12 protein-coding genes are annotated in these 25,462 nt (G+C 40.5%); 3 read left to right on the top strand and 9 right to left on the bottom strand.

Annotated elements, in window-relative coordinates; all coding sequences use genetic code 11:
* The first annotated feature begins 22 nt into the window (after positions 1-22).
* The 3 genes from CHU_RS04580 to CHU_RS18800 are packed head-to-tail and all read left to right on the top strand — an operon-like array spanning position 23 to position 5,020.
* Entirely contained in the window at positions 23-1,147 is a 1,125-nt protein-coding gene (locus tag CHU_RS04580) for an efflux RND transporter periplasmic adaptor subunit (RefSeq protein WP_011584336.1), read from the top strand.
* Between the two features lie 15 nt (positions 1,148-1,162).
* Positions 1,163-4,333: an efflux RND transporter permease subunit gene (locus CHU_RS04575; protein ID WP_011584335.1), complete on the top strand. Its 3,171-nt coding sequence runs from the start codon at positions 1,163-1,165 to the stop codon at positions 4,331-4,333.
* Positions 4,334-4,387: 54 nt separating this feature from the next.
* A complete protein-coding gene (locus tag CHU_RS18800; RefSeq protein WP_011584334.1) occupies positions 4,388-5,020 on the top strand; it encodes a TetR/AcrR family transcriptional regulator in 633 nt (210 codons plus the stop codon).
* 110 nt (positions 5,021-5,130) lie between these two features.
* Here CHU_RS18800 and CHU_RS04565 read toward each other — a convergent pair whose 3' ends face one another.
* The 9 genes from CHU_RS04565 to CHU_RS04525 all read right to left on the bottom strand — a co-directional run bounded on the left by CHU_RS04565 (position 5,131) and on the right by CHU_RS04525 (position 25,453).
* Positions 5,131-11,061, bottom strand: coding sequence for an immunoglobulin domain-containing protein (locus CHU_RS04565; RefSeq protein ID WP_011584333.1), 5,931 nt, complete (start codon positions 11,059-11,061; stop codon positions 5,131-5,133).
* A gap of 62 nt (positions 11,062-11,123) precedes the next feature.
* Positions 11,124-16,991 (bottom strand): immunoglobulin domain-containing protein, encoded by a 5,868-nt coding sequence (locus tag CHU_RS04560; protein WP_049755461.1) that lies wholly within the window; start codon positions 16,989-16,991, stop codon positions 11,124-11,126.
* 88 nt (positions 16,992-17,079) lie between these two features.
* The gene (proC, locus tag CHU_RS04555) at positions 17,080-17,886 is read right to left on the bottom strand and encodes a pyrroline-5-carboxylate reductase (protein ID WP_011584331.1); all 807 of its coding nucleotides are present in this window, start codon (positions 17,884-17,886) and stop codon (positions 17,080-17,082) included.
* 45 nt (positions 17,887-17,931) lie between these two features.
* Positions 17,932-19,224 carry a glutamate-1-semialdehyde 2,1-aminomutase gene (gene hemL / locus CHU_RS04550; RefSeq protein WP_011584330.1) on the bottom strand — a complete coding sequence of 431 codons (1,293 nt, stop codon included), beginning with the start codon at positions 19,222-19,224 and terminating at the stop codon, positions 17,932-17,934.
* The gene (locus CHU_RS04545; RefSeq protein ID WP_011584329.1) at positions 19,214-20,965 is read right to left on the bottom strand and encodes a hypothetical protein; all 1,752 of its coding nucleotides are present in this window, start codon (positions 20,963-20,965) and stop codon (positions 19,214-19,216) included. Before CHU_RS04545 ends, hemL begins: the two co-directional genes overlap by 11 nt.
* On the bottom strand, positions 20,922-22,451 hold the full coding sequence (guaA, locus tag CHU_RS04540) for a glutamine-hydrolyzing GMP synthase (RefSeq protein WP_011584328.1): 1,530 nt from the start codon (positions 22,449-22,451) through the stop codon (positions 20,922-20,924). The genes CHU_RS04545 and guaA overlap by 44 nt, the downstream gene beginning before the upstream one ends.
* 163 nt (positions 22,452-22,614) lie before the next feature.
* Positions 22,615-23,043, bottom strand: coding sequence for a TerB family tellurite resistance protein (locus CHU_RS04535; protein WP_011584327.1), 429 nt, complete (start codon positions 23,041-23,043; stop codon positions 22,615-22,617).
* A gap of 375 nt (positions 23,044-23,418) precedes the next feature.
* Entirely contained in the window at positions 23,419-24,198 is a 780-nt protein-coding gene (gene surE, locus CHU_RS04530) for a 5'/3'-nucleotidase SurE (protein ID WP_011584326.1), read from the bottom strand.
* 37 nt (positions 24,199-24,235) lie between these two features.
* Complete coding sequence (locus CHU_RS04525; protein WP_011584325.1) at positions 24,236-25,453, bottom strand: bifunctional 3,4-dihydroxy-2-butanone-4-phosphate synthase/GTP cyclohydrolase II; 1,218 nt, start codon at positions 25,451-25,453, stop codon at positions 24,236-24,238.
* Positions 25,454-25,462: the final 9 nt, after the last annotated feature.

Below are 25,462 nucleotides of genomic sequence, written 5' to 3'. Positions count from 1 at the left end.
TAAACGAATAACAGATACTTTTATGAACAATAAAATACAATCCGGGATTTATACATTGATAATCCTATTGGTACTAACAGCATGCGGCGGCGGGCCGCAAAACGCTATGCCGCCGGCAGCAACTGTAAAAACAGACACAGTAGAGCTTAAAGATCCTATCTACTATGATATCTATCCGGGAAATGTGGTAGCATTAAATACCGTTGTTTTAAACAGCGAAGTAAGCGGTTTCATTACAGGTATTTATTTCCAGGAAGGCCAACAGGTTCGTAAAGGACAGAAGCTTTATGAAATTGAGCAAAGTAAATACCAGGCGGCTTATTCAAGTGCGGATGCTTCTTTAAAAATCGCGCAGGCAAATTTTGAAAAGACACGCAAAGATGCTGAACGTTACAAACAGCTGGGCGAAAAAGGAATGACAACACAACAACGCCTGGAATATTCTGAAGCTGATCTGCAAACAGCCGAAAGCCAGGTAACCGCCGCTAAAGCCAATTTACAACGCGCGCAAATTGATTTGCAACATTCAATCATCATTGCACCATTCGACGGTACAATAGGTATTTCATTGGTTAAGATGGGTGCATTTGTTACAGCGGGCCAAACGAAATTGAATACCGTATCTTCTAACGACCCGATCTCAATCGACTTTGTTGTTAATGAAAAAGAAATCTCACATTTTGTAACGTTAGAGCAACGGAAATTAACGAAATACGATTCGTTGTTTACACTTGCTCTTCCGGATAACAGCATCTATCCATACCCGGGTAAAATTTTGTTTCTGGACAGGGCTGTTGATATGCAGACAGGCACATTGAAAATCCGTCTTGAGTTTCCTAACCCTAAAAAAGCGCTTAAGGATGGCATGAGCTGTAATGTACGTGTAGAAAATAAACATGCTGACAAAGTAGTTGTAATACCAAACAAAGCTGTTACTGAACAAATGGGTGAATACTTTGTGTATGTGGTTGAACAGGATACGGCAAGACAACATAAAGTAAAAATTGGTAAAGTAGTTGGCAAAAACATTGTCATTCAGGAAGGCTTAAAACCTGGCGAACAGATTATTGTTGAAGGCATTCAGAAATTACGCGATGGTGTAGCGGTACAAACCGGAGACCCACAAGCTCAAGCACCTAAAAAATAATAAAGCAGAACCTATATGATTGCAGATGTATTTATAAAACGACCTGTAACTGCTATTGTAGTATCGGTTGTAATAACATTGGTAGGAACATTAACCTTAATGAACCTTCCGATCAGTCAATACCCGGATATCACCCCACCTATTGTGCAGGTAACAGGTAACTTTGCCGGTGCGGATGCACAAACCGTTGAACGTACCATTGCTACTCCTATTGAAGCGCAGGTAAATGGCAGCCCGGGCATGTCCTTCCTACAAACAAATAGTACAAGTGATGGTACTATGACAATGAATGTAACATTTGATGTAGGAACAAATATTGATATTGCGACACTTGATGTACAGAACAGAGTTAGTGTGGCAACACCTCAACTTCCGGATGATGTAAAAAAAACCGGCTTAACTGTACGTAAACGAAATCCTACGATCTTAATGCTCGTAGCCATGTATTCACCGAATGGCACACACGATGTTAAGTTTATGGATAACTACACGAACATCTACATTAAAGATGCCTTGCTGCGTGTTAAAGGTGTAGGTGATATCTTCACCCGTGCAGATAACTTCAGTATGCGTATCTGGATGAACCCGGATAAACTGGCACAATATGGTATGACAGCAAACGAAGTTGTTGCAAAACTTCAACAGCAAAACGTTCAGGTTGCAGCAGGTTCAATCGGTTCCTCTCCTCAGACGCCCGATCAGGCATTTGAATATTCCATTCAGGTAAACGGTATGCTTGAAAAAGCTACAGACTTTGAAAACATTGTTGTACGTACAAAACCCGATGAAGGCTCAATCGTTTATTTAAAAGATGTTGCCCGCGTTGAGTTAGGAAAATTCAATTACTCCAGTAATAACTTTGTTGACGGAAAAAGATCTTCGTATTTATTGGTATATCAATCTCCGGGAAGCAATGCACTTGAAACGGCAGAAGGTGTATACAAAGCAATGGAAGAATTGAAAAAATCTTTCCCGAATGATGTTGAATATGTAGTACCGTTTGAATCTGTTTCTGTAGTTGATGTATCCATTGATGAAGTTGTACATACACTTGTGGAAGCATTATTACTTGTAATTGTTGTGGTGTTCTTATTCCTGCAAAGCTGGAGGGCAACATTGATCCCGATCCTTGCAATCCCGGTTTCAATTATCGGTACATTCATCTTCTTCATTCCGCTTGGTTTCACGGTAAATACATTAACACTGTTCGGATTTGTATTAGCAATCGGTATTGTTGTGGATGATGCAATTGTTGTGGTAGAAGCCACACAACATTACATTGACCATGAAAAACTTTCTCCGAAAGAAGCGACAATTAAAGCCATGAAGGATATTTCGGGACCGGTTATCGCGATCGCATTGATCCTTGCTGCTGTATTCGTTCCCGTTGGATTTATTCCTGGTATTGTAGGCCGCTTGTATCAGCAATTTGCAATCACCATTGCGGTATCTGTATTATTATCTGCATTTGTTGCCTTGTCGTTAACACCGGCACTTTGTGCGATGTTATTGAGACCTATGCACCTGGATGAAAATTCACGTGGCTTAAATAAATTCTTCTTTAAATTTAACAATTGGTTTGCACGCGTTACTGCCTCCTATTCAAATGGCGTAAAATACTGTATCCGCAAAGCTCCTATCGCAATCATATTATTGATCTGTATTTTCGTTGCTACCTTTGGTTTATTCAAAGCAAAACCCACCGGATTTATTCCTACAGAAGATGAAGGTCGTTTGATTATTACCTTTGAACTTCCGGATGGAGCTTCTACAACACGTACGCTTGAAGTAATGAAAAAAATCATGGCGGTTGTAAAAGAAAACCCTTCTGTAAATCACTTTGCTGCCTTAGGTGGTTTGAATGCGATTACCTTTTCTTCAAAATCAAATAGCGGAACCTTATTCTGCCAGCTAAAACCATGGGCACAACGCAAAGATGCTTCCATGCAGGTAGAAGCAATCATCGGACAATTCCAGAAAGAATTTGCCGCCATTAAAGAAGCTAATATCATTGTTATTCCCCCACCTCCTATTCCGGGTATGGGTACAGCTTCCGGTTTCAGTTTTATGATTGAACAGAAACAAAGCAACGATGACATCAAAGGATTTGAACGTGTGGTAAAACAATTTATGATGGAAGCAAACAAGCGTCCTGAAATTGCCCGTGCCTTTACATTCTTTACAGCACGTGCTCCGGGTTATAAAATCAATGTTGACAGGGTGAAGTGTGAACGTATGGGTGTATCAACAGGCGATGTGTTCTCCACTATTCAGACATTAATGGGTAGCCGCTACATCAATGATTTCTCTATCTATGGAAGAAACTTCCGTGTTGTTACACAAGCGGATACTACATTCCGTAAAGACATTACCAATCTTGATAAATATTATGTTCGTAATGTAAGCGGCAGCATGATTCCGTTAAGCTCACTGGCAACGTACGAAGCAGTTGAAAACGCTCCGTTGATATCACATTATAACCTTTTCCGTTCTGCTGAATTCAATGGTACACCTAAACCGGGTTACAGCAGCGGTGATGCTATTAAAGCACTGGAAGAAGTTGCAGCGCAGGTATTGCCGGCAGGTTATGGATATGAGTTCTCGGGTTTAAGCAGAGAGGAAATCAAATCCGGATCAAGTGCCGTTTATATCTTTGCACTCTCTATTGTGTTTGTATTCTTATTCCTTGCAGCCTTGTATGAAAGCTGGTCTGTACCGTTCTCTGTTATGCTTGCGGTACCATTGGGTGCATTTGGTGCAATCCTTACACTTTATTTCTTACCTAAGTTAAGCAATAACGTATATGCCCAGATTGGCTTAATTACGTTGATTGGTCTGGCTGCAAAAAATGCAATTCTTATTGTTGAATTCGCAAAAGAACGTGTGGACAAAGGAATGGAAATTGTTGCAGCAACCATCGAAGCGGTGCAATTACGTTTACGACCTATTCTTATGACATCGCTTGCCTTTATTCTTGGTGTATTACCTTTAGTTGTTGCATCCGGAGCAGGAGCTGTTTCCAGACAAACGATCGGCTGGACGGTATTTGGCGGTATGCTTGCAGCAACAGGTCTGGCAATATTTATTGTTCCTGTATTATATGTATTGATCGCAAAGGTCGCCTATCGCAATCATAAGCCTGAAAACAATACAACTGAATCAGACAAACCTGCTTCTATCCATTAATAATCAGCGTATCGTTATACGGGCAAATCCGTATAACGATACATATAAGAAAGCATGACTGACAATAAAATAAAAAACGAAGACGGCAAGCTCGAACTTATTATTAATGCGGCTCAAAAACGCTTTGCTCATTATGGTTTATGCAAAACAACCATGAATGAAATTGCGTCTGATGTTGGCATGGGTAAAGCCTCTTTATATTATTATTTCCCTGATAAAGAAACGTTATTCGAAGCTGTCATTAAGAAGGAACAGAATGTTTTTTTTGATGAAATGGATAAAATTCTTAATTCAGGGATCGATGCAACTGCATTATTAAAAAAGTATGTTAAACTACGAAGTTTACACTTCCGTCATTTATTAAACTTATCAAAATTGCGATCTGACTTTTTTCACAATACCAAGCCGGTTTTCGCCAAAGCTTTTGAAAGCTTTAAGCAAAAAGAAGTGGAGATCGTTGCAGGCATCATACAATATGGTATTACTACAAAAGAATTTAAACGTGGGAATAAACATGAAAATGCAGAGTTCCTTGTACACCTGTTATTAGGTGTCAGAATGGTTAAATTGAAGTATAAAGAAATCAATGATTTTGACGAATCCGATTACGAAGACCTTGACAAAAATATGTGTAAAGTAGCCGGTATGTTTTTAAAAGAAATACAAACAGAAGTAGCATCCAGATAAATATCTCCCTCCTTAAGTAACTGTTTGCCGCCCGGGCAGACCTGTAAAATAAAAGCAGCCCACGATTGAATTGCGGGCTGCTTTTATTTTATAAGAATATTTTTCTTTAATTATTTATCAATAGCTATTTTCAGCAATGCCTGCTGGCCTTCACCTTTTACAATAAGTAAATACATACCTGAAGGTAATTCCTGCGCATGAATTTCTTCACTTAAATTTGATGTTCCTGAAATAGCTTTTGTTGCTACCACCACACCCTGCATAGAAACGATTTCTATATTCTCAACCGTAAATGGTGTTGACTCATTTGTCAACACAAATAAACCGGATGACGGATTTGGCATTACATAAAACCCTTGTGCCTGTGCATTCTGTATAGATGTTGCCGTAGACACAACTACAGATACCGGATTGGTAGTTTTTTGCGTAGCACACGGACTTGAAATAACACATACATAATCATTGAAATTATCTGATGGCTGCGCATTGGTAATTGTAAGAATTGCACTCTGAGAACCGCTGATTTTTGCACCGTCGCTCAAATTGGTTCCATTACGCTTCCACTGATACGTAAGCGTAGGCCCTGTAGCTGCTACAGAAAGCGTGATAACACCGCCGGTTACTACGGTCTGATTCTCAGGTTGGGTTGTAATGGTAATGGCTGTAGTTGTTTGAGAAAGCGTGGTATTTGCTGATGTAACATTTCCGCACGTGCCCGTAACTACAACATTGTAATTTGTTGCAAGCTCTGAAGCAGTAATATTGGATATTGTTAAATCTTTTGTAGAAACACCTGAATAGACAGAACCATTTGCAAGGTCTGCAGAACCTTTTCTCCATTTATAAGTCAGATTGGTGCCGGATGCAGAAACACTGAATGTAACTGTATTGCCTAATGCACAAACGGATTGGCTTGCCGGCTGCACATCAATAACTGTTACGTCATTTACGTTTATTGTCAGATCATTCGATACTACAGTAGCAGGTACTGCACATGCAGCATTACTTGTAAGCTCTACAGCATATACGTCTCCATTAGAAGCTGCCGTTGTTGTATAAGAACTACCGGTTGCACCTGCAATTATGTTATTATTCAATTTCCATTTATAAACAGGAGTAGCTCCAGGATTTACAGCGTTTGTAGCGAATGTGATTGAAGCACCTGCACAGATCGTTGTACTTCCTGTACTGATAGAAACGGAAGGCGTTTTAGAAGCATTAACCGTTACAGAAATAATATTAGAAGATACAGCAGTTGTGGTTGCACAGGCTGCATTGCTGGTGATTTCTACTTTTATAGCATTGCCTGCGGTTAATGAAGATGTAGTGTATGTTGAACTGTTCTGTCCATTAATAATAACGCCATTATTTTTCCATACATAAATTGGTGCTGTACCTCCTCCACTCGGAGTAGCAGTAAATACTACCGCTTCATTTGCACAGATTGTTATTCTGTCAACTGCTAAACTAACGTTTACTGTTGGAATAGAAGCAACCGTCATAGCAATTGGCGTAGATTCTGCCGTAGAAGGGCTTGCACATCCTGAGTTACTGACCATCCTAACCTTTACCTGGCTTCCATTTGTAAGAGTTGTAGATGTAAATGTATTTTTTGTTGTACTTGGTGCTCCCTGAGAGATTGTTCCAATAAACCATTCATAGGTCGGAGCAGTTCCTCCATTAGCCGGTGTAGCTGTAAATGTTGTACTCGTACCTGCACAAATACTATTACCGGGAGCAGCATCAACAGTAACAGCTGCTGCCGCTGAAGCAGTAACCGTTAATACAATGTTATTGGATTGTACGGTAGCAGTTGTTTTACAAAGCTCATTACTTGTCAGTGCTACCGAATAGCTGCTGCTATTTGTTGCTGTAGTCGTTGTATAAGATGCATTAGTTTCACCTGAAATATTCACCCCATCTTTTTTCCATTGATATGTTGGAGCAGTGCCTTCATTTGCAGGTGCCGTATTAAACGTAACAGCAGTTCCTGTACAGATTGTTGTTGCAGGCGTAGAAATAGATACGGAAGGTGTAACAATCGGATTGACGGTTATTTTTATTGTATTAGATATTGCAGCAGAACAAACGCCTTTAATATCTGTTCTTCTGTAATAGGTTGTTGCCGTTAATGCGCCTGGCGTATAATCTTTTGAGGTTGCACTGGCAATGATTATCCAGCCAGATGTTCCGGTGGATGAAGTCTCCCAAATATAGGCAGCTGTTGCAGTAGCAGAGCCTCCCCCTGCAACAGCACCTGTGAGCTGTGCCGGTGCTGAACCGCTGCAGATTGTCTGATCTGCGCTGATAACTGGTATTGTTACCGCAGGATCAACGGTAATCTTAACAACATTAGATACTGCGGGCGAACAAATTCCTTTGGTATCGGATCTTCTGTAATAGGTTGTTGCTCCTAATGCTGAAGGTGTATAATCTTTTAAGGTTGCTCCTGAAATAGTTGTCCACCCGGTAGTACCGTTAGCAGAACTCTCCCATTTGTATATTGCTGTTGCAGTAGCTGAACCACCTGTTGCTGCAGAACCGCCGATTTGAGCAGGTGTTGAACCGAAACAGATTGTCTGATCAGCAGAAATTGCCGGTGCTGTTACAGCTGGATCAACAGTAATTTTTACTGTATTTGATACGGCTGCATCACAAGCTCCTTTTGTATCTGATCTTCTGTAATAAGTAGTAGCTGTCAATGATACAGGGGTATAATCTTTTGATGTTGCGCCTGAAATTGTCGTCCAGCCAGTGATACCGGTAGAAGAACTTTCCCACGCATACATGGCTGTTGCTGATGAACCGCCCGCAGCAGCTGAACCACCTATTTGGTTTGCTGTTGATCCGGAACAGATGGTCTGATCTGCACTGATGGAAGGCGTTGTCACTACAGGATCAACTGTAATTTTTACAACATTTGATACGGCTGCATTACAAGTTCCTTTTGTATCTGATCTTCTGTAATAAGTAGTAGCTGTTAATGCAGCAGGTGTATAATCTTTTCCTGTTGCGCCTGATATTATCGTCCAGCCAGTGATACCGGTAGAAGAACTTTCCCACGTATACATAGCTGTTGCTGATGAACCGCCCGCTGCAGCTGCACCGCCGATTTGATTGGGTGTTGCTCCGGAACAGGTTGTCTGATCAGCGCTGATAGAAGGTGTTGTCACTACTGGATCAACCGTAATTTTTACAACATTCGACACTACAGCAGAACAAGCTCCTTTTGTATCTGATCTTCTGTAATAAGTAGTAGCTGTTAATGCAGCAGGTGTATAATCTTTTCCTGTTGCGCCTGATATTGTTGTCCAGCCGGTTGTACCATTCGCTGAACTTTCCCACTTATATACAGCCGTCCCTGCTGTTGAACCGCCACCTGCAGCTGCGCCAGTGATTTGAGCTGGTATAGTTCCTGAGCAGATTGCCTGATCAGCGCTGATAGAAGGTGTTGTCACTACAGGATCAACCGTAATTGCTATACTATTTGACATCCTGGGTGCACAAGCCCCTTTTTTATCATTTCTACGATAATAGGTAGTAGTACTTAACGTTAGTGGAGCATAATCTTTTGCCGTTATACCTGAAATAGTTGTCCAGCCGATTGTACCATTAGGTGAACTTTCCCATGTATAGGAAGCTGTTGCTGTTGCTGAACCGCCTATAGCAGGAGCTCCGCCAATCGGCACAGGAATACTTCCCATACAAATAGTCTGTGGAGAAGATATTACAGGTACTGCAACTTGAGCATCAACTACTATTGCCACAACATTCGATACAACACCTGCACATGCTCCCTTTTTATCCGTTCTTCTGTAATAGGTATCTGCTGTAAGCGTTCCTGGTGTATAATCTTTCAACGTTGCCCCTGAAATGGCTGTCCACCCACCTGTTCCGTTTACGGAACTTTCCCATACATAGCTTGCTGTAGCACTTGCTGAACCGCCAGCTGCAACAGCACCTGTAAGCTGAGCCGGAACTGAGCCGCTGCAGATTGTCTGATCGGAAGAAATTGTTGCTGCTGTTACAGCCGGGTCAACCGTGATTGTAACTACATTTGTTGGTGCAGGCAAGCAGGAAGCTCCCTTGAAATCTAATCTTCTATAGTACGTAGTTGACATTAAAACTCCCGGACCATACGTTTTTGCTGTTGCACCTGAAATTGCTGTCCAGTTAGATACTCCATCAGGAGAAGACAGCCACATATAGGTAGGTATTGCTGTTGATGATCCACCTGTAACGGGTGAAACTTCTATGAGAAAAGCTGGTACTGTACCACTACATATAGATTGATTATTTCCTATAGTTCCTCCGGTAATTAACGGATCAACGGTTAATGAAACGGTATTTGAAGTAATGGTTTGGCAGGTATTAATAACATCAACTGTATAGGTTGTTGCATCTGCAGCAACTGGTGAAGATATTGTATAAGAAGCTGTTGTTGCACCGCTTACTGCACTTCCATTTTTATACCATTGATAAGAAGTTGCTCCGGTTGCTGTAACAGAAAATGATGTACTTATGCCTTGGCAGGTAACCATATTTGTTGGCTGTGCATTTATTACAGGTGCTGTACAGGCAGGCCCGTATCGGACAACAAATCCATCCTGAGCGCCTTTTAATGTAATTGATCCTGCAGGAGATGCTGTTGGATCGTAATCGCCGCTTGCTGACAAATTTCCGGTAAGTAAAATATTTCCGGCAGCTGTTACAGCTATTCCATTACCTTGTTCATTACCAGAACCACCTTCGTTGTAAGCAGACAATGCGGTCCCGGAAGTTGAAACGGTTGCAAAATATACATCTGACCCACCTAGCGCTGAAATTGTCTGTCCATTGCCAAAATTAACATTCCCGCCTGCAAATCCTGTTATAAGAATGTTTCCGCTTGCATCAAAAGCCATCGTAGCTAAATCATCCTGCTGGGTACTTCCTGTACCAAGGTGCCAGCTATAAATACCCGCTGTTGTATAACTCGCAACAAAAATATCGTTTAAACCATGACCTGCGTATATATTTGTTTCCGGGTTTGCCGTATTAAAATCTGCCGGTAAAATATCATCTTTCACAATACCTCCAACATAAACAGTACCTGCATTTGAAACCAGAATATCCGTTCCCTGATCTGCAGATGCGGTACCTATATTGATTGCCCACTGACAGGCAGTAGTTGGACTATATTTTGCAACAAATACATCTCCTACAGCACCTGCTAATTCTTCAGCTTCACCAATTTCATATACACTGGTTGTACCCATTGGATTCAGATTAATGCCCTGGCCTCTGAAATAACCCGTAACATAAATATTACCTGAACCATCTACATCGATCCCCTTACCGGCATCTCCGTCTATTCCACCAACATTAAACGCAAACTGGCAAATCAATGAAGCATTATATTTAGCAACAAAAATATCTGTAAAACCATTTGGCGTCAATTGCTTTGATGTTCCTAGCGGATTAAATTCTACAGCACTGTTATTTAATGCTCCGGTAACATAGATATCTGTGCCGCTAACTTTTATATCATTAAAAGAATCTCCTGTTCCGCCAGCGGCCTTCTTAACTAATATGCTGCTTTGTAAAGCAAGCTGATCGTTGTATTTAACCAATGCCATTGCACCACTCCCACCACTTGTACCAAAATCAGAGGGATCAAATTTTACTATACCGGCAGCTACTGTTGCAAGCATGTAAACACCCGTAGCATCTACATACACTTTGCCTGCTCTTTCTGCACCACTATTTCCAAAGGTGTTTACCGCAGCAAGTTCACCTGCAGCATTATATTTTGCTATAAAACCATCTGTACCGCCTAATGAGCTTTTAGTAACCGCTGTTCCCAGCGGATTAAAATCAACGCTGCTTCCTGTAAAACTTCCGCATACATATATATTATTACTTGCATCCGAAGCAATAGAAGTAATTTCAATAGTTGAGCCGGTTTTACCCAGACTATATACCAAATTTGATGTCTGCGACTTTACAGCATAACTACAGAATGTAGTTAGTATGGTTAGAAGTAGGATCGTTTTTTTCATCATAATTAAAAGTGTGTTTTGTAATACAAACTACTGAATTGTCTGCATGAAAACAATACGGTTTAGTGAATTACTTCAACTTTATCCGTATAGAATTCATCCCCTATTTGTATTTGTACAAAATACATTCCTTGAGGTAATTCAGCTGTATTAAGATTGATTTTTGTGTTTACGGTTTCGATTGACTGCTGAATTATTTTTATTAAAGAACCTTGTGCATCAAATATTGCAATTGATACATCTGTTCCCTCATTGTCTTTTATTTCAATAGTAGCATATACATCTGCTGGTTTCGGATAAATTACAACGTTGTTGTCATTTAATTCAGATCCTATAACGGATGTACAAACAGATACCGTCAGGATACCTTCCTGAGAAGTAGCAGGCGGTAAGCAAACACCTTTAACCTGACATACATATTCTCCATTATCAGCGGGTGTTGTAGATGTAATCATTATGGTTGCAGACTTAGCCCCGGAAATTCTTCCCGCATTTGCCAGCGCAATACCATCCTTATACCATTGGTAGGTTAAATTGCTGCCCGTAGCACCTACTGTAAATTTAGCAAGCTGTCCGATACAGATTGATTGCGGGAATGGATGCTGAACAATTGTTGGAGAATCAATGATCAAAGCTGCCGGTGCTGAATATTGAACAGCGCCGCACACTTCTGTCACCATGCATCTGTATGATCCAACTTCTGAAGCAGTTGAATTTATAATTGACAAACTTGCTGTATTGACTCCGCTATATTTCCCACCGTTTGTCAGATCTGAATAAGACGTAGCAGCATTTGCTTTAAATTGCCACTGATATACAATACCGGCACCGGCTATGGTTATTTTGAATAATACAGATTGATTATTACAAATATTCGCAGTAATAGGCTGTTGTGTAATAGATGAAGAAATTGTAGTAGTTACTACTGCAGGATCACTTGATGTGGGCGCTGAACAGCTCGTTGCTACCATACAAACGTACGTCCCTTCATCCGCAACTGAAACATTTGTAATTGTTAAGGTAGCACTGGTTGCACCGGAAATTGCACCGCTGTTTATAAGATTTATACCATCTTTCTGCCATTGATACGTAACCGAAGACCCGCTTGTAACGCCGATTGTTAATGTTAATGTCTGTCCGGCACAAACTAATTTGTTGGTTGGCTGTGCAGAAATAACAGGCGCAGTTGCCAATGATAATGCAGCACTGGAAGATGTGACATCTGTACCGCAAACAGCTGTTAATACTACCGTATAATTATCTTCATCGGAAGCGCTTATTGAAGAGATTGAAAGTATATTGGTCGTTGCACCGGAAATATTTCCGCCGTCTGCCAGATCAACACCATTTTTCTGCCACTTATATGCAGTGATATTTCCTGTTGCAATAACGCTAAACGTTATACTTTCTGCCGGACATGCACTTACAGAAACAGGTTGAGTGGTAATGACTATTGGAGTATTCACGGTTAATGTTGCCGCATTACTTGACAAAACACCGCAACTACTTGTAATATCTGCTACATATGAACCTGCATCGGCTGCTGTAACAGCAGGAATACTATATGTTGCAGCGGTAGCACCTGTAATCAGTGAACCTGCTTTTTTCCATTGATACGTTAATCCTGTTCCCGTTGCTGCAACTGTAAATGACGCTCCACCACTTTCACATATGGTTACATTTGTTGGTTGAGAACTAATGGTTGTTGATGCATTAACCGTTAACGAAGCGGTATTTGAAGTTAATGGTGCTGAACAGGCACTTGAAATTACGCATACGTAATCTCCTGCATCAGCTGCAGTAACAGATGAAATTGTCAGCGTAAAGGTTTGTGCGCCGGAAATATTTCCGCCATCCACTAGGCTAACACCATCTTTTTTCCATTGATAGGTTAACGAACCACCTGTTGCATCACAAACAAATACGGTAGAACTTCCCGAACATGCCGCTTTGGATACGGGCTGAGAAATAATACTGCTACCTGAAGTAATTGTAAGTGTGGCATTTGTTGAAGTAACGGCAGGTGGGCATGTACCGTTTACTACACAGATGTATATTCCCGCATCAGCACTTGTTACTGAAGACAAAGAAAGTGTTGCTGTAGTTGCGCCTGCAATATTCCCACCATCCGTTAATGCCGCGCCGTCCTTTTTCCATTGATACGTCAGCCCTGCTCCTGTAGCTGTGATACTGAAAGATGTTGATGCACCGGCACAGATGGATTTACTTACGGGTTGTACCGTTATGGCCGGCAATGCATTTATTGTTATCGTTGCAGGGTTTGATGTAATAAATCCGCTGCATGTATTACCGGTAACAACCGTATAGGAGTCTGCAAATGTGGCATCAATCGTTGAAAGCGTTAGCGTAGCCGTTGTAGCACCGCTTACTTTCGGTCCATTCGTTAAATCTACTCCATTCTTTTTCCATTGATAACTAATACCTCCTCCGGTTACAGTAACGGCAAGCGATGTACTTGAACCTTCACATACAACTTTATCTGTTGGCTGAGTAACAATGGTTGCAACCGTGCCTACGGCTAAATTCGCAGGAGAAGATGTTGCACTTGGCGCACATGTTCCGGATACAACACAGGTGTATACACCCGCATCGCCCGCAACTGCCGGCGTGATAGTCAGTGTAGCTGAATTGCTTCCGGATATAGTTCCGCCATCCGTTAAATTAACTCCGCCTTTTTTCCATTGATAGGTCAACGCAGTACCAGTGGCAGCAACTGAAAAAGATACGTTTGAAGAACCGCAGATAGTAACATCGGTTGGTTGGCTGGTTATTACGGGAAGCGTATTAACAGTAAGTACAGCAGCAGTTGAATTTAATGTTCCCGAACAGGAATTATTAATTGTAACACTATAACTTCCGGCATCGGTTGTTGTTACTCCCGTTATAGTTAAAGAACCTGTTAGTGCTCCGCTGATATTGCCTCCGTCCACAAGATTCACGCTTCCTTTTTTCCATTGGTAAGTAATACCTGAGCCTGTTGTTCCTAATGTAAATACTTTTGTTTGTCCTTCACAAATAGTAGCTGAAGCAGGGCTTGAAGATATACTTGCAGTTGAGTTTACGGTTAACGCCGCCGGACTTGAAGTAATTGCCGGCGAACAGGTTCCTGAAACTGTACAGGTATAATTCCCTGCGTCAGAAACCGTAACTCCAGTAATGGTTACTGAATTTGTTGTTGCACCAAATACAGATCCGCCGTCTGCCAGATCTACGCCATTCCGCTTCCATTGATATGTAATACCTGTACCTGTTGCCGTTATTGAAAAAGTTGCATTTGCTCCCGCACATCTCGTTAACGGAGTTGGTTGTGTTCCAATTGCAGGTAACAGATTAATTGTTAAATTCGAATTATTTGATAGCGCTGTTGGAGCACATGCACCTGTAACCAAAACAGTATAAGTACCTGCATCGGCAGATGTTACTGAAGTTAAAAGTAAACTCGATGTTAAAGCTCCGCTCACATTACCTCCATTGGTTAAATCTGTTCCGTTTTTTCTCCATTGATACGAAACGCCTCCAACCGCAACAACAGAAATCGTAGCGGATTGACCAGCACAAATACTTTGCGAGGCGAGAGGTTGTGTAGATATGGTGGGAGAAGACGTTACAGATAAATTTACAGCAGAAGTAGTGATGCTTCCGCATGATCCTGTAATAACGGCTTTATAATTCGTTGCATCACCAGCAACAACACCTGTTATTGTTAACGAATTTGTAGTTGCACCACTTATGGATGAACCATCAACAAGGTTTACCCCATTTTTTTGCCATTGATACGTAAGTGAAGAACCCGAAGCAGCTGTGGTAAATGTAGCTGCACCTCCTAAGCAAGCAGCAGTAGCTGCGGGTTGTGTAGTAATGCTTATTCCTGCACCTACAGTAAGTGTTGCAATACTTGAAGTCACTACCGGTGTACACGATCCTGTTATTACGCAGGTATAATCTCCTGCCTGAGCAGCTGTAGCACCCACCAGATTTAACGTAGCTGCCTGTGCACCTGCATATACAGCATTATTAGTAATTGCAACATTATTTAACTTCCATTGATACGTTAATGAAGTACCTGTTGCAGCAACCGTAAAGGAAGTATTATCTCCTGAACAGATTGATTTAGATACAGGCTGCGTAGTAATTGCGGGTGGAATGTTAACAACCACAAGAGCTGCAGAAGATGTCAGACTGGTACCACATGAAGTTACTACAACGGTGTATGAACCGGCATCAGATGCAACCGATGGCGAAATAGACAAGGACGAGGATGTAGCTCCACTGATTGCTCCTCCATTCACAACGTTTGCTGATCCTTTTTTCCATTGATACGTAACACCAGAACCCGTTGCAGCAATGGTCATGTTTATTGCGGCACCTGCACATACGGTTTTACCTACCGGTTGTGTTGTGATGACAGGTGTTCCACTGCATTCCTGATATTTAGCCCAGAATGCATCCTCCTGGCCTAAATTTGTAAGTGTTGAAGTACCTGCTCCGGGGTCAAAATCGCCAATGGTACCTGTATAATAACCGCCGGCATACACAAAACCTGCAGCGTTAAAATCGATCGCAGTACCTCTGTCTTCTGTTGCACTACCAACACCCATGGCCCACTGGTTAACACCGCTTGAATTATATTTTGCAATAAATACATCTTTATTACCAACGCTGGATAAATTAAGTGCTGCACCTGCCGGATTGAAATTTACCGCTGAACCGGCGAAAAAACCTGTAACATATATCTCGCCCGAAGCAGTTGCTTTAATACTAACCGCTTCGTCATCTACATCGGCTCCTCCCATCTGCTGAATAAAAACAGGAGCAAACGTATTGAGATCATATGCTGCAATTAATGCATCACTACCTATATCACCATTAGCAGTCAGATTTTGAACACCACTGCTGATATCGGCATCAATATAATCTACAAAAGAACCTGCTACATTTAATACACCCGAGTTACCAACGTGCATTCGGTTAACCTTTTCTACACTCCCCCCTGAAATTTGCCCCACGTTTAAAAAACTTCCGGTTGTTGAATATTTTGCAATAAATATATCTCCGCTACCTTGCGGCATACTTTCCTGAATAGTAGTAACACCTGTTCCCGGATCAACATCAAATGAATTATATAACTCACCGGCAACATATACATTTTTATTTTGATCTACTGTAATTGATGTACCTCTCTCTGCTCCGGTTGTACTTCCCAAACTGAATCCCCATTGATACGAACCATCGTTTTTAAATTTAGCAACAACTACATCCAGCAACCCCGGAGATCCTCCCTGAGATACTATGTCTGAACCATACGGCCCTTGTGCCAGAGCACTATCTCTTCCGTAAACTTTTGCATCCGTACTGATATATCCCACAACATATACATCACCGTCTTTATCGATGGTCATATCAAATATTTCATCATTTCGTGCAGCTGAACCAATAGCTCTTGCCCAAATAAAAAAACCGTTCTTGTCATATTTAGCAATAAAACCATCCGGCACTGTTCCTGAAGGACCATTTAACGAATATTTCGCGTTAAAGCCGTCGAAAAAAACAGACGAACCGTATAGAGAACCGGCAATGAACACATTCCCGGATGCATCAACAGCAACGCGATATCCTTTCACACTACTGCCTGTAATACTTTTAAGCCAGCTTACAGCACCAGTTGGATCATATTTAATTAAGAATGTTTTATCCAGTGTACTTGTCCCTCCAAAGCTTTGAGGGACGGTTATTGTGCTGGCAAATGCCCCTATTGCATAAAAATTGTCTGAGGCATCTGTCGTAGCATCGTATAATTTATTATAGCCGGCACCGGCAATTTTATTCGCTTGCTGAAAGTTTTGCGCAGAAACCGACAAAACTGATAACATCAATAAACAAACAAGTACTTGATTGTATAAGTGCTTCATTAGTATGAATTTAAATTCATGGAAAATCCCCAAGCCTTTCAACGAAAAAATAGCGCTGAAGGTTGTTATTCAATATAAATAATTGAATTTAGGCGTTCCCGGAGAGTTCTTTTGCCCTTTTTTCGGCATTTTTCAGTGCTTCGATGATATGCGCACCAACTTCTCTCTGTTTTAACGTATTTAAAGCAGCCTCTGTCGTACCACCTTTTGAAGCAACCATGGCAATCAATTCATCAATGGATGATTTTGAATGGTTCAAAATCTGAAAAGCGCCCATCATGGTTTCTTTCACGAGCATGCCAGCCACATTTTCGTCCACGCCCATTTGTTTACCGGCTTCGATCATGTTCTGAACGATATAATAAAAATACGCAGGGCCGCTTCCGCTTAATGCTGTTACTGCATCCAGCATGGTTTCGTCTTTCATAAAAATTGCTTTCCCGGTAGTTTCCAAAAGCATATCTACAACACTTATATTTTCAAACGAAGCATCTTTAGCAACTGTAAATGCTGTAATACCAAAGCCCAACTGCGCAGGTGTATTCGGCATGGCACGTACTACGTTTTTATGTTCAAGTAAGGTTTGAATCTGAGCAATCTGAATACCCGCCATAATGGAAAGTATCATTTGATTTTCTGTCAGATATTTTTTCAGCGTTTCAGATAAAACTCTAAAATCCTGTGGTTTTACTGCAACAATTAAAATATCGTAATTCTTAATCGAATCATCGATATCAGCAGACAAAGAAGCTACTCCTTCCTGTTTTAATTGTTCTCTTTTTTCATCATGTTTTTCAATAATCAATAATTCATCTTTCGAAACAATTTTTCTGCTGACAAATGCTTTTGCATAAGTCATACCCATATTGCCTCCACCTAAAATTGCTATTTTCATATTGAATCCGAATTTATTGCTTACTTATTAATTAACTATGATTTATTAGTTGTGAATTTCTTTCATGCTTTCCGCATGTGCCTGAATAATCTGATCTGCTAATTGTTTTGTGATTGCAGATGAAATAAACAGACTTTCAAATTGAGATGGAGCCAGATAGATACCTCTTGATAACATAGCCTGAAAATAAGCTGCGAATTTTGACAGGTCAGATTTTTTAGCCGTTTCGAAATCATACACACCAATATTGGTAAAGAACATGGTAAACATAGATCCTACGTGATTGAATGTATAATCAAGGCCTAACAGATTATTCGCCTTCCGCATACCGTGTATGAGATAATCTGTCTGATCATTTAATTGAGTATATAACGCAGGACTGGCTTGTAAGTATTGTAGAATAGCTAAACCAGCAGACATTGCTATAGGGTTACCGGACAAGGTTCCTGCCTGGTAGATCGGGCCGGATGGAGAAACATTTTGCATGATCTCTTTTTTTCCGCCGTAAGCGCCCACAGGCATTCCGCCGCCAATAATTTTACCCATGGTTGTCATATCCGGCTGCACGCCGTAAACTCCCTGCGCTCCGGATACAGACAACCTAAAACCGCTCATTACTTCATCAAATATCAAAACGATATTTTCCTGATCACAAATTTCCCGGAGCGCTTCTAAAAAGCCTGCTTTAGGCAGCACGCATCCCATATTTCCTGCAACAGGTTCAATGATTATAGCTGCAATTTTATTTTTGTTTTTTTCTACTAATATCCTAACCGCTTCAATATCATTATAGGGCGCGGTTAACGTATCGTTGGCTACACCTTGCGGTACACCCGGGCTATCGGGCACACCCATGGTAACAGCGCCGCTGCCTGCTGCAATTAAAAACGAATCACCGTGACCGTGATAGCAGCCTTCAAATTTTATAATTTTTTCTTTACCTGTATACCCTCTCGCAACGCGTATAGCCGACATCGTAGCTTCTGTACCTGAATTAACCATGCGCACCATCTCAACCGACGGAACCATACTAACAATTAATTCAGCCATTTCAACTTCTTTTCTCGACGGTGCGCCAAATGACAAGGAGTTTGACAAGGCATCCCGAACTGCTTTTTCAATCAGCTCATTGCCATGCCCAAGAATCATCGGCCCCCAGGAATTGATCAGTTCGATGTATTGGTTGTCATCTTCATCAACTAAATACGCTCCATGGGCTCTTTTTATAAAAAGCGGATTCCCTCCTACTGCTCTGAATGCACGTACCGGAGAATTTACGCCTCCCGGAATAACTTCTTTGGCACGTGAAAAAAGGCCGGCACTTGTTTTATTTTTCATCAAATGGATTCGCTAATGTTAATTTCAGATCACTGAAATAATAAATCGGAACATAGTTATTGCATGGTTTTTTACTGAAATCATACCCTGCTGTAAAATGCCCTTTTGAAACCGGGCTTGTGCGCATTAAATTGAAGTAACCCGTTCCGGCTGTACGCATTTTATCGCCTACCAATGACATTAATTCATATCCGATAATGGTATACTTGGAGGGGTACACATTATATTTTTTAATATATGCGGCTTTAAATGACCTGTATGCATCTGTATAAAAAGCGAAATAATCCGGATAGATGATGTATATATTTCTTCTTTCGAATTGTTCGTAGGTTTGATTATTGATGTCAAGCCAATCACTCTTTGTAATTACAGGAACATTTTGTCTGCTTATCTCTAATGCACTCACAATATTTGATGCAAGTACAGGCTCACCTGATGCTACAAAAACATGACTTGTTGTTAAAAGCGAAATCGAATCAGAAAATATCTTACCTACAGTACCGATATTTTCTTTTGTTACTTTTACAAACTTTGAAACTTTAAACCCTTTCACCTGCAACGAATCTCTATAATACACGGCAAGCAATGAATCCTTAAGTTCTGTTGAATAAAAAATTAACACATTGTTTTTAGGCTTCAGATCATTATCCTTCGACGAGTTTTTTCTGTAAACAAATTTTTCCTTTGCAAATGAAGAAACCTGCCCGGCTATAGACTCCAGTGTTGGCTGAAACAATAATGTCTGTGTTTTATTTTCAATGATATTTGAATTAAAAGAAATCGGATTGATTACAGGAATGTTATTTAACTCTCCAAAGTTCGTTACATATGGTATTAATGAAGGAAACAACGGCCCTATAATTAAATCCATTCCTTTCATTTCAGGATAATTTAAGATCGCCTGTATTTTCATCACATCGCGATCTGCATCGTACGTATGAATTTTTATTGTAACACCATCTTCTTTTAACGAATCTACTGCTGTTAAAATGCCCTGATACATTTCATATGCATAACCGGATTTATAATTTTCAGAATTTGACTCACTTAAATTAAAAGGCAAAATAACCGCAACATGATATTCTGTTTTGGTTACATACGTTACGGTGCGGTTCAGCTTTGTGAATTTAAATTCCTGCGCCAGATATTCATACAGCATATTATTTTTAGAATTGACAGGATATGCTGCAAGCTGATTAAATAAAGCTTTCGCAAGCTCTTTATCTGAAGAGTATACGCGCTGCAGTTTAATCAACGTATCTAAAGGTGCTATTTTTGCATAATAGGATTGTCTGAATGTAGTAACAGAACTTTCCATTCCCTGAACAAACGTCAGTGAAGTCATTCCAAAGCGATACTGTTTCAGTTCAAAATATACGCCTGCAAGCAAATAATGCGCTTCACTGATCTGTTTCCAGTTCGGATCTCTGTTGATTAATTGCAGCAGCATCTGACGTGCTTCATTATACTTACCCGCTTTGTAAGCCGATAAAGAGTAATAATACTGCGCATACGATGCATATGGATTTGCAGCATCCGGCGAGGTAACAGGTAAAAAGTATTCCATTGCAATTTCGTATTTCTGCAATTGATAAACCTGCTTGGCACGTGTATAATCCCCTTTCCAATCTTGTTGAGCCATTGAAACAACGGATTGAATCAGTGCAACAAAAAGTAAGAGTGTTTTTAGTTTCATATTATTCCCATTCAATGGTTGCAGGCGGTTTAGAGCTGATGTCATACACAACCCGGTTCACACCTTTTACACGGTTTATGATTTCATTTGAAATATCTGCCAGAAAATCGTATGGTAAATGAATCCAGTCTGCTGTCATACCATCCATGCTGCTTACAGCACGCAATGCTACAACATTTTCATAGGTTCTTTCATCTCCCATTACGCCGACAGATTTTACAGGAAGCAATATAGCGCCTGCCTGCCAAACCTGATCATATAAACCTTTTTCTTTCAGACGTGAAATGAAAATATAATCCACTTCCTGCAGTACAGCTACTTTTTCTGCTGTAATGTCGCCAAGGATACGTATGGCCAAACCAGGTCCAGGGAATGGATGTCTTTTTAAAATGATATCATCGATGCCTAATGTCTTACCTACTCTTCTCACTTCGTCTTTAAACAACGTGTTCAGCGGTTCAACAATTTTCAATTTCATCTTTTCAGGCAAACCACCTACATTGTGGTGAGACTTGATGGTAGCTGAAGGGCCTTTAACAGAAACAGATTCGATAATGTCCGGATAAATTGTTCCCTGTCCCAGCCATTTTACGTCTGCAATTTTGTGAGACTCCTGGTCGAACACTTCAATAAATTCTTTACCGATCGCTTTCCGTTTTGCTTCCGGATCACTCAAGCCTTCAAGCGATTTGTAAAATTGTTTTTTTGCATCAACACCGATCACATTTAAACCCATATGTTTATATGAATTCAATACTTCCTCGTATTCGTTTTTACGAAGCAAACCATTATCAACAAAAATACATGTTAAGTTTGGCCCGATCGCTTTATGTATCAATACTGCTGCAACAGATGAATCTACGCCGCCTGACAAACCAAGTACAACTTTGTCTGTACCGATTTTAGCTTTCAGTTCACTGATAGTTGTTTCAACAAATGCATCCGGTGTCCAATCTTGTGAACAACCGCAAATATGTACAACAAAGTTTCTTAATAATTCTTTGCCTTGTAAGGAGTGTGTAACCTCCGGGTGAAACTGAATGCCGAATGTATCTTCTCCTTTTACTTTGTAGGCTGCTACACGAACAGTTTCGGTGCTGCTTAATATTTCAAAATTGGAAGGAATTTCTACGATTGTATCACCATGTGACATCCAAACCTGAGAATCCGGTACAATTTCTTTAAATAAATCATCTGAAGTGTGTACGTTATTCAACCGTGCTCTTCCGTATTCACGGATAGAAGATGGCTGAACCGTTCCGCCTGATTTATGGGCAATCAATTGTGCTCCATAACAAACACCTAAAAGGGGTAATTTTTCTCTGTATAAAGATAGGTCAATATCCGGTGCGTTTTCTTCTCTAACTGAACAAGGACTGCCGGAAAGAATTACTCCTTTAACCGTGCCATCTATTTGTGGTGCTTTATTGTATGGGTGAATTTCACAATAAACATTTAATTCTCTTACTCTTCTGGCAATCAGCTGAGTGTATTGAGATCCAAAATCCAGGATTAATATTTTTTCAGTCATGGTACAAAGTTAAAAATACCAGCCTTTTTTCCCACCAATTTATCGGTTCATTATGCAATAAAAAGCACGTTTAGGGCTGAATGTGAGTAAAAAAAAGAGAAGCGCATAAAAAAGGGCCGAAAGTAAACTTCCGACCCTTAATTAATTAAACTCAAACTAAAAATTATATGAAAAGATATTCAGCAGCTTTATGTTTAAGCGCTTTTCTTGATTTTCCAAGTGATTGTCCTTCAACGATTGATTGAATTAAGATCCAGGCAACCGCTTTACGGATACCCATTTTTTCAGCAATCCCAATTGTATAGGCAACTTCTTTCGGGCTTACTTCCCCGTCGATACGCATCATCTCAACTAAATCATATAGCTGATCAAAACGCTGCTCATCCGTTTCCGGTTTTTTATAGAAGAAATCGTCTGAAGCATCTACCATTTCAAAAACTTCTTCCGCAGAAACGCCATTGCGCTCGCCTATTTTTATTAAAAGACCTGATTCCGATTTAGATATTTTACCATCCGCTTTAGCTAATTGAACTAAGTTCATTATATGGCTTTTGTGTGTCTGTGTTTTTTTAGTAGCAAAAAGAGTTAGCATAGTTGTATTTGTTTTTGTACGATACAAAGGTAGGTATAATTCAATTAAAGTCAATTTTTTAACAATAAATTTAACCTATAAAAATAACTAAAATACCAGTTAAATAAAAATAAACATATACATTAATACTTAATAATCAATATTATAAAAACAAAAACACCTATTTAAAATATTTTTAATATTAAATTAATCCTATTAATAGATTACTGACAAAAATTAAAATAATACAATTTAAATCAATATACAGTGTGTATAACTGATAGCCTGCTGTTTTCTTAACTGCCTTGTTCGTGTTTCGGAAACCGCATACATACAAAAAGGCCCGGCAGTATAAACTACCGGGCCTTTTTGGGCTATTGCAATATAACACGTTCGTTATTCGTGAATGAATTTCCAGTCTCTGTTTAATTGGCCCAATAACTGATGCGCTGTCAGATCATAACTGCAAGGTACTACTGAAACATATCCGTTGGCCAGTGCCCATTCGTCTGTATCTTCACCGGCATCTTTATTTTCAAAACTTCCTGCCATCCAGAAATACCTTCTGCCGTAGGGATCAAAACGTTCGTCAAACTTTTCTTCCCAGCGGGCATGTGCCTGTCTGCAGATTTTAATTCCTTTTAACGGAGCATTTATAACGGCAGGAAAATTAACATTCAATGTAATGCCTTTAGCAATACCGTTGGTTAATACTTCTGATGCAATTTGTTTTACGAATGCTTTTACGTGTGAAAAATCAGCATGCGCGTTATAATCACACAACGAAAAACCGATAGCGGGCAACCCTTCCAATGCGGCCTCAATTGCGGCCGACATGGTACCGGAATATAATACACTTATAGATGAATTGCTTCCGTGGTTTATTCCGCTTACAACCAGGTCCGGTTTGCGGCCTTTCAATACATGGTGCTTGGCCAGCTTTACACAATCAGCAGGTGTTCCCGAACATTCATATGCTACAATACCCGGAAACAGATCGCTCGCTTCAAGCCGGAGTGTATTACCAATCGTAATCGCATGTCCCATGCCAGACTGAGGCGAATCCGGCGCTACCACCACAACTTCACCCAGTTCAGACATTACTTCAATTAAGGTGCGGATACCTACAGAAAAAATGCCGTCATCATTACAAACAAGTATTAATGGTTTGGACATATGTATTGAATGTTTATGAATTATAGAATGTAAACAATTAATCCTTTTTCAGAATTGTATGTCCCATTTTATCCCGTTTCGTTTTTAAGTATTCCAGGTTGTGCGGATTAGAAGGAATTTCAATAGGCACTGCTTCGGTGATCTCTAAACCGTATCCTGCAAGAGCTGCACGTTTAACCGGATTATTTGTTATCAAACGCAACTTGGAAATGTTGAGATCTCTTAATATCTGTGCGCCTGTACCGTAATCGCGCTGATCCATTTTAAACCCTAACTCTAAATTTGCTTCAACCGTATCTCTTCCCTGTTCCTGAAGTTTATATGCTTTTAATTTATTCAGCAAACCAATACCACGACCTTCCTGATTCATGTACAGAATAACGCCTTTGCCTTCTTGCTGAATCATCTCCATGGCCTTATGCAACTGCGGACCACAGTCGCAGCGGCACGAGCCGAAGATGTCGCCTGTAACACACGAGGAATGTACACGTACCATTACAGGTTCGTCTTTTTCCCAGGTGCCTTTAATTAACGCTAAATGTACTTCACCTGTACTGATCTGGCGGAAAGCAATCAGATCAAAGTCGCCCAGATTGGTTGGCATGTCAACGCCAATCTCTCTTTTTACAAGGCTTTCATGCGTAAGTCTGTATTCAATAAGATCCTTAATTGAAATTAATTTCAGATTGAATTTTGTTGCTATCTGTTTCAGCTCCGGCAAACGTGCCATGCTGCCATCTTCACTCATAATTTCGATCAACACACCGGCAGGTTTAAACCCGGCTAAACGCGCCAGATCTACGGCTGCTTCTGTATGTCCCACTCTGCGCAGCACGCCTTCATCTTTTGCTTTCAACGGAAATATATGTCCCGGGCGACCCAGGTCTTCCGGTTTTGTATCCGGATCAACCAGCGCACGGATTGTTTTTGAACGGTCAGAAGCCGAGATACCCGTAGTACATCCGTTTCCTAATAAATCTACCGAAACAGTAAACGGTGTTTCATGTGTAGCTGTATTGCTGCCTACCATCAGGTCCAGCTTCAGTTCTGTACAACGTGCTTCCGATATGGGTGCACAAATTAATCCTCTTCCTTCCTTAGACATGAAGTTGATAATCTCGGGCGTAACACATTCTGCCGCACAAATAAAATCACCTTCGTTTTCCCTGTCTTCATCGTCAACAACAATAATCACCTCACCTTTACGAATGGCTTCAATGGCGTCCGCTATTGAATCTAATTTTATCTGTTCCATGTTCTATTC

Origin of the sequence: Cytophaga hutchinsonii ATCC 33406 (assembly GCF_000014145.1) — a bacterium.
In the GTDB taxonomy this organism is placed as follows: Bacteria; Bacteroidota; Bacteroidia; order Cytophagales; family Cytophagaceae; genus Cytophaga; species Cytophaga hutchinsonii.
Note: the sequence above shows the minus strand (reverse complement) of the source record. Positions and strands in the feature narration are given on the sequence as shown.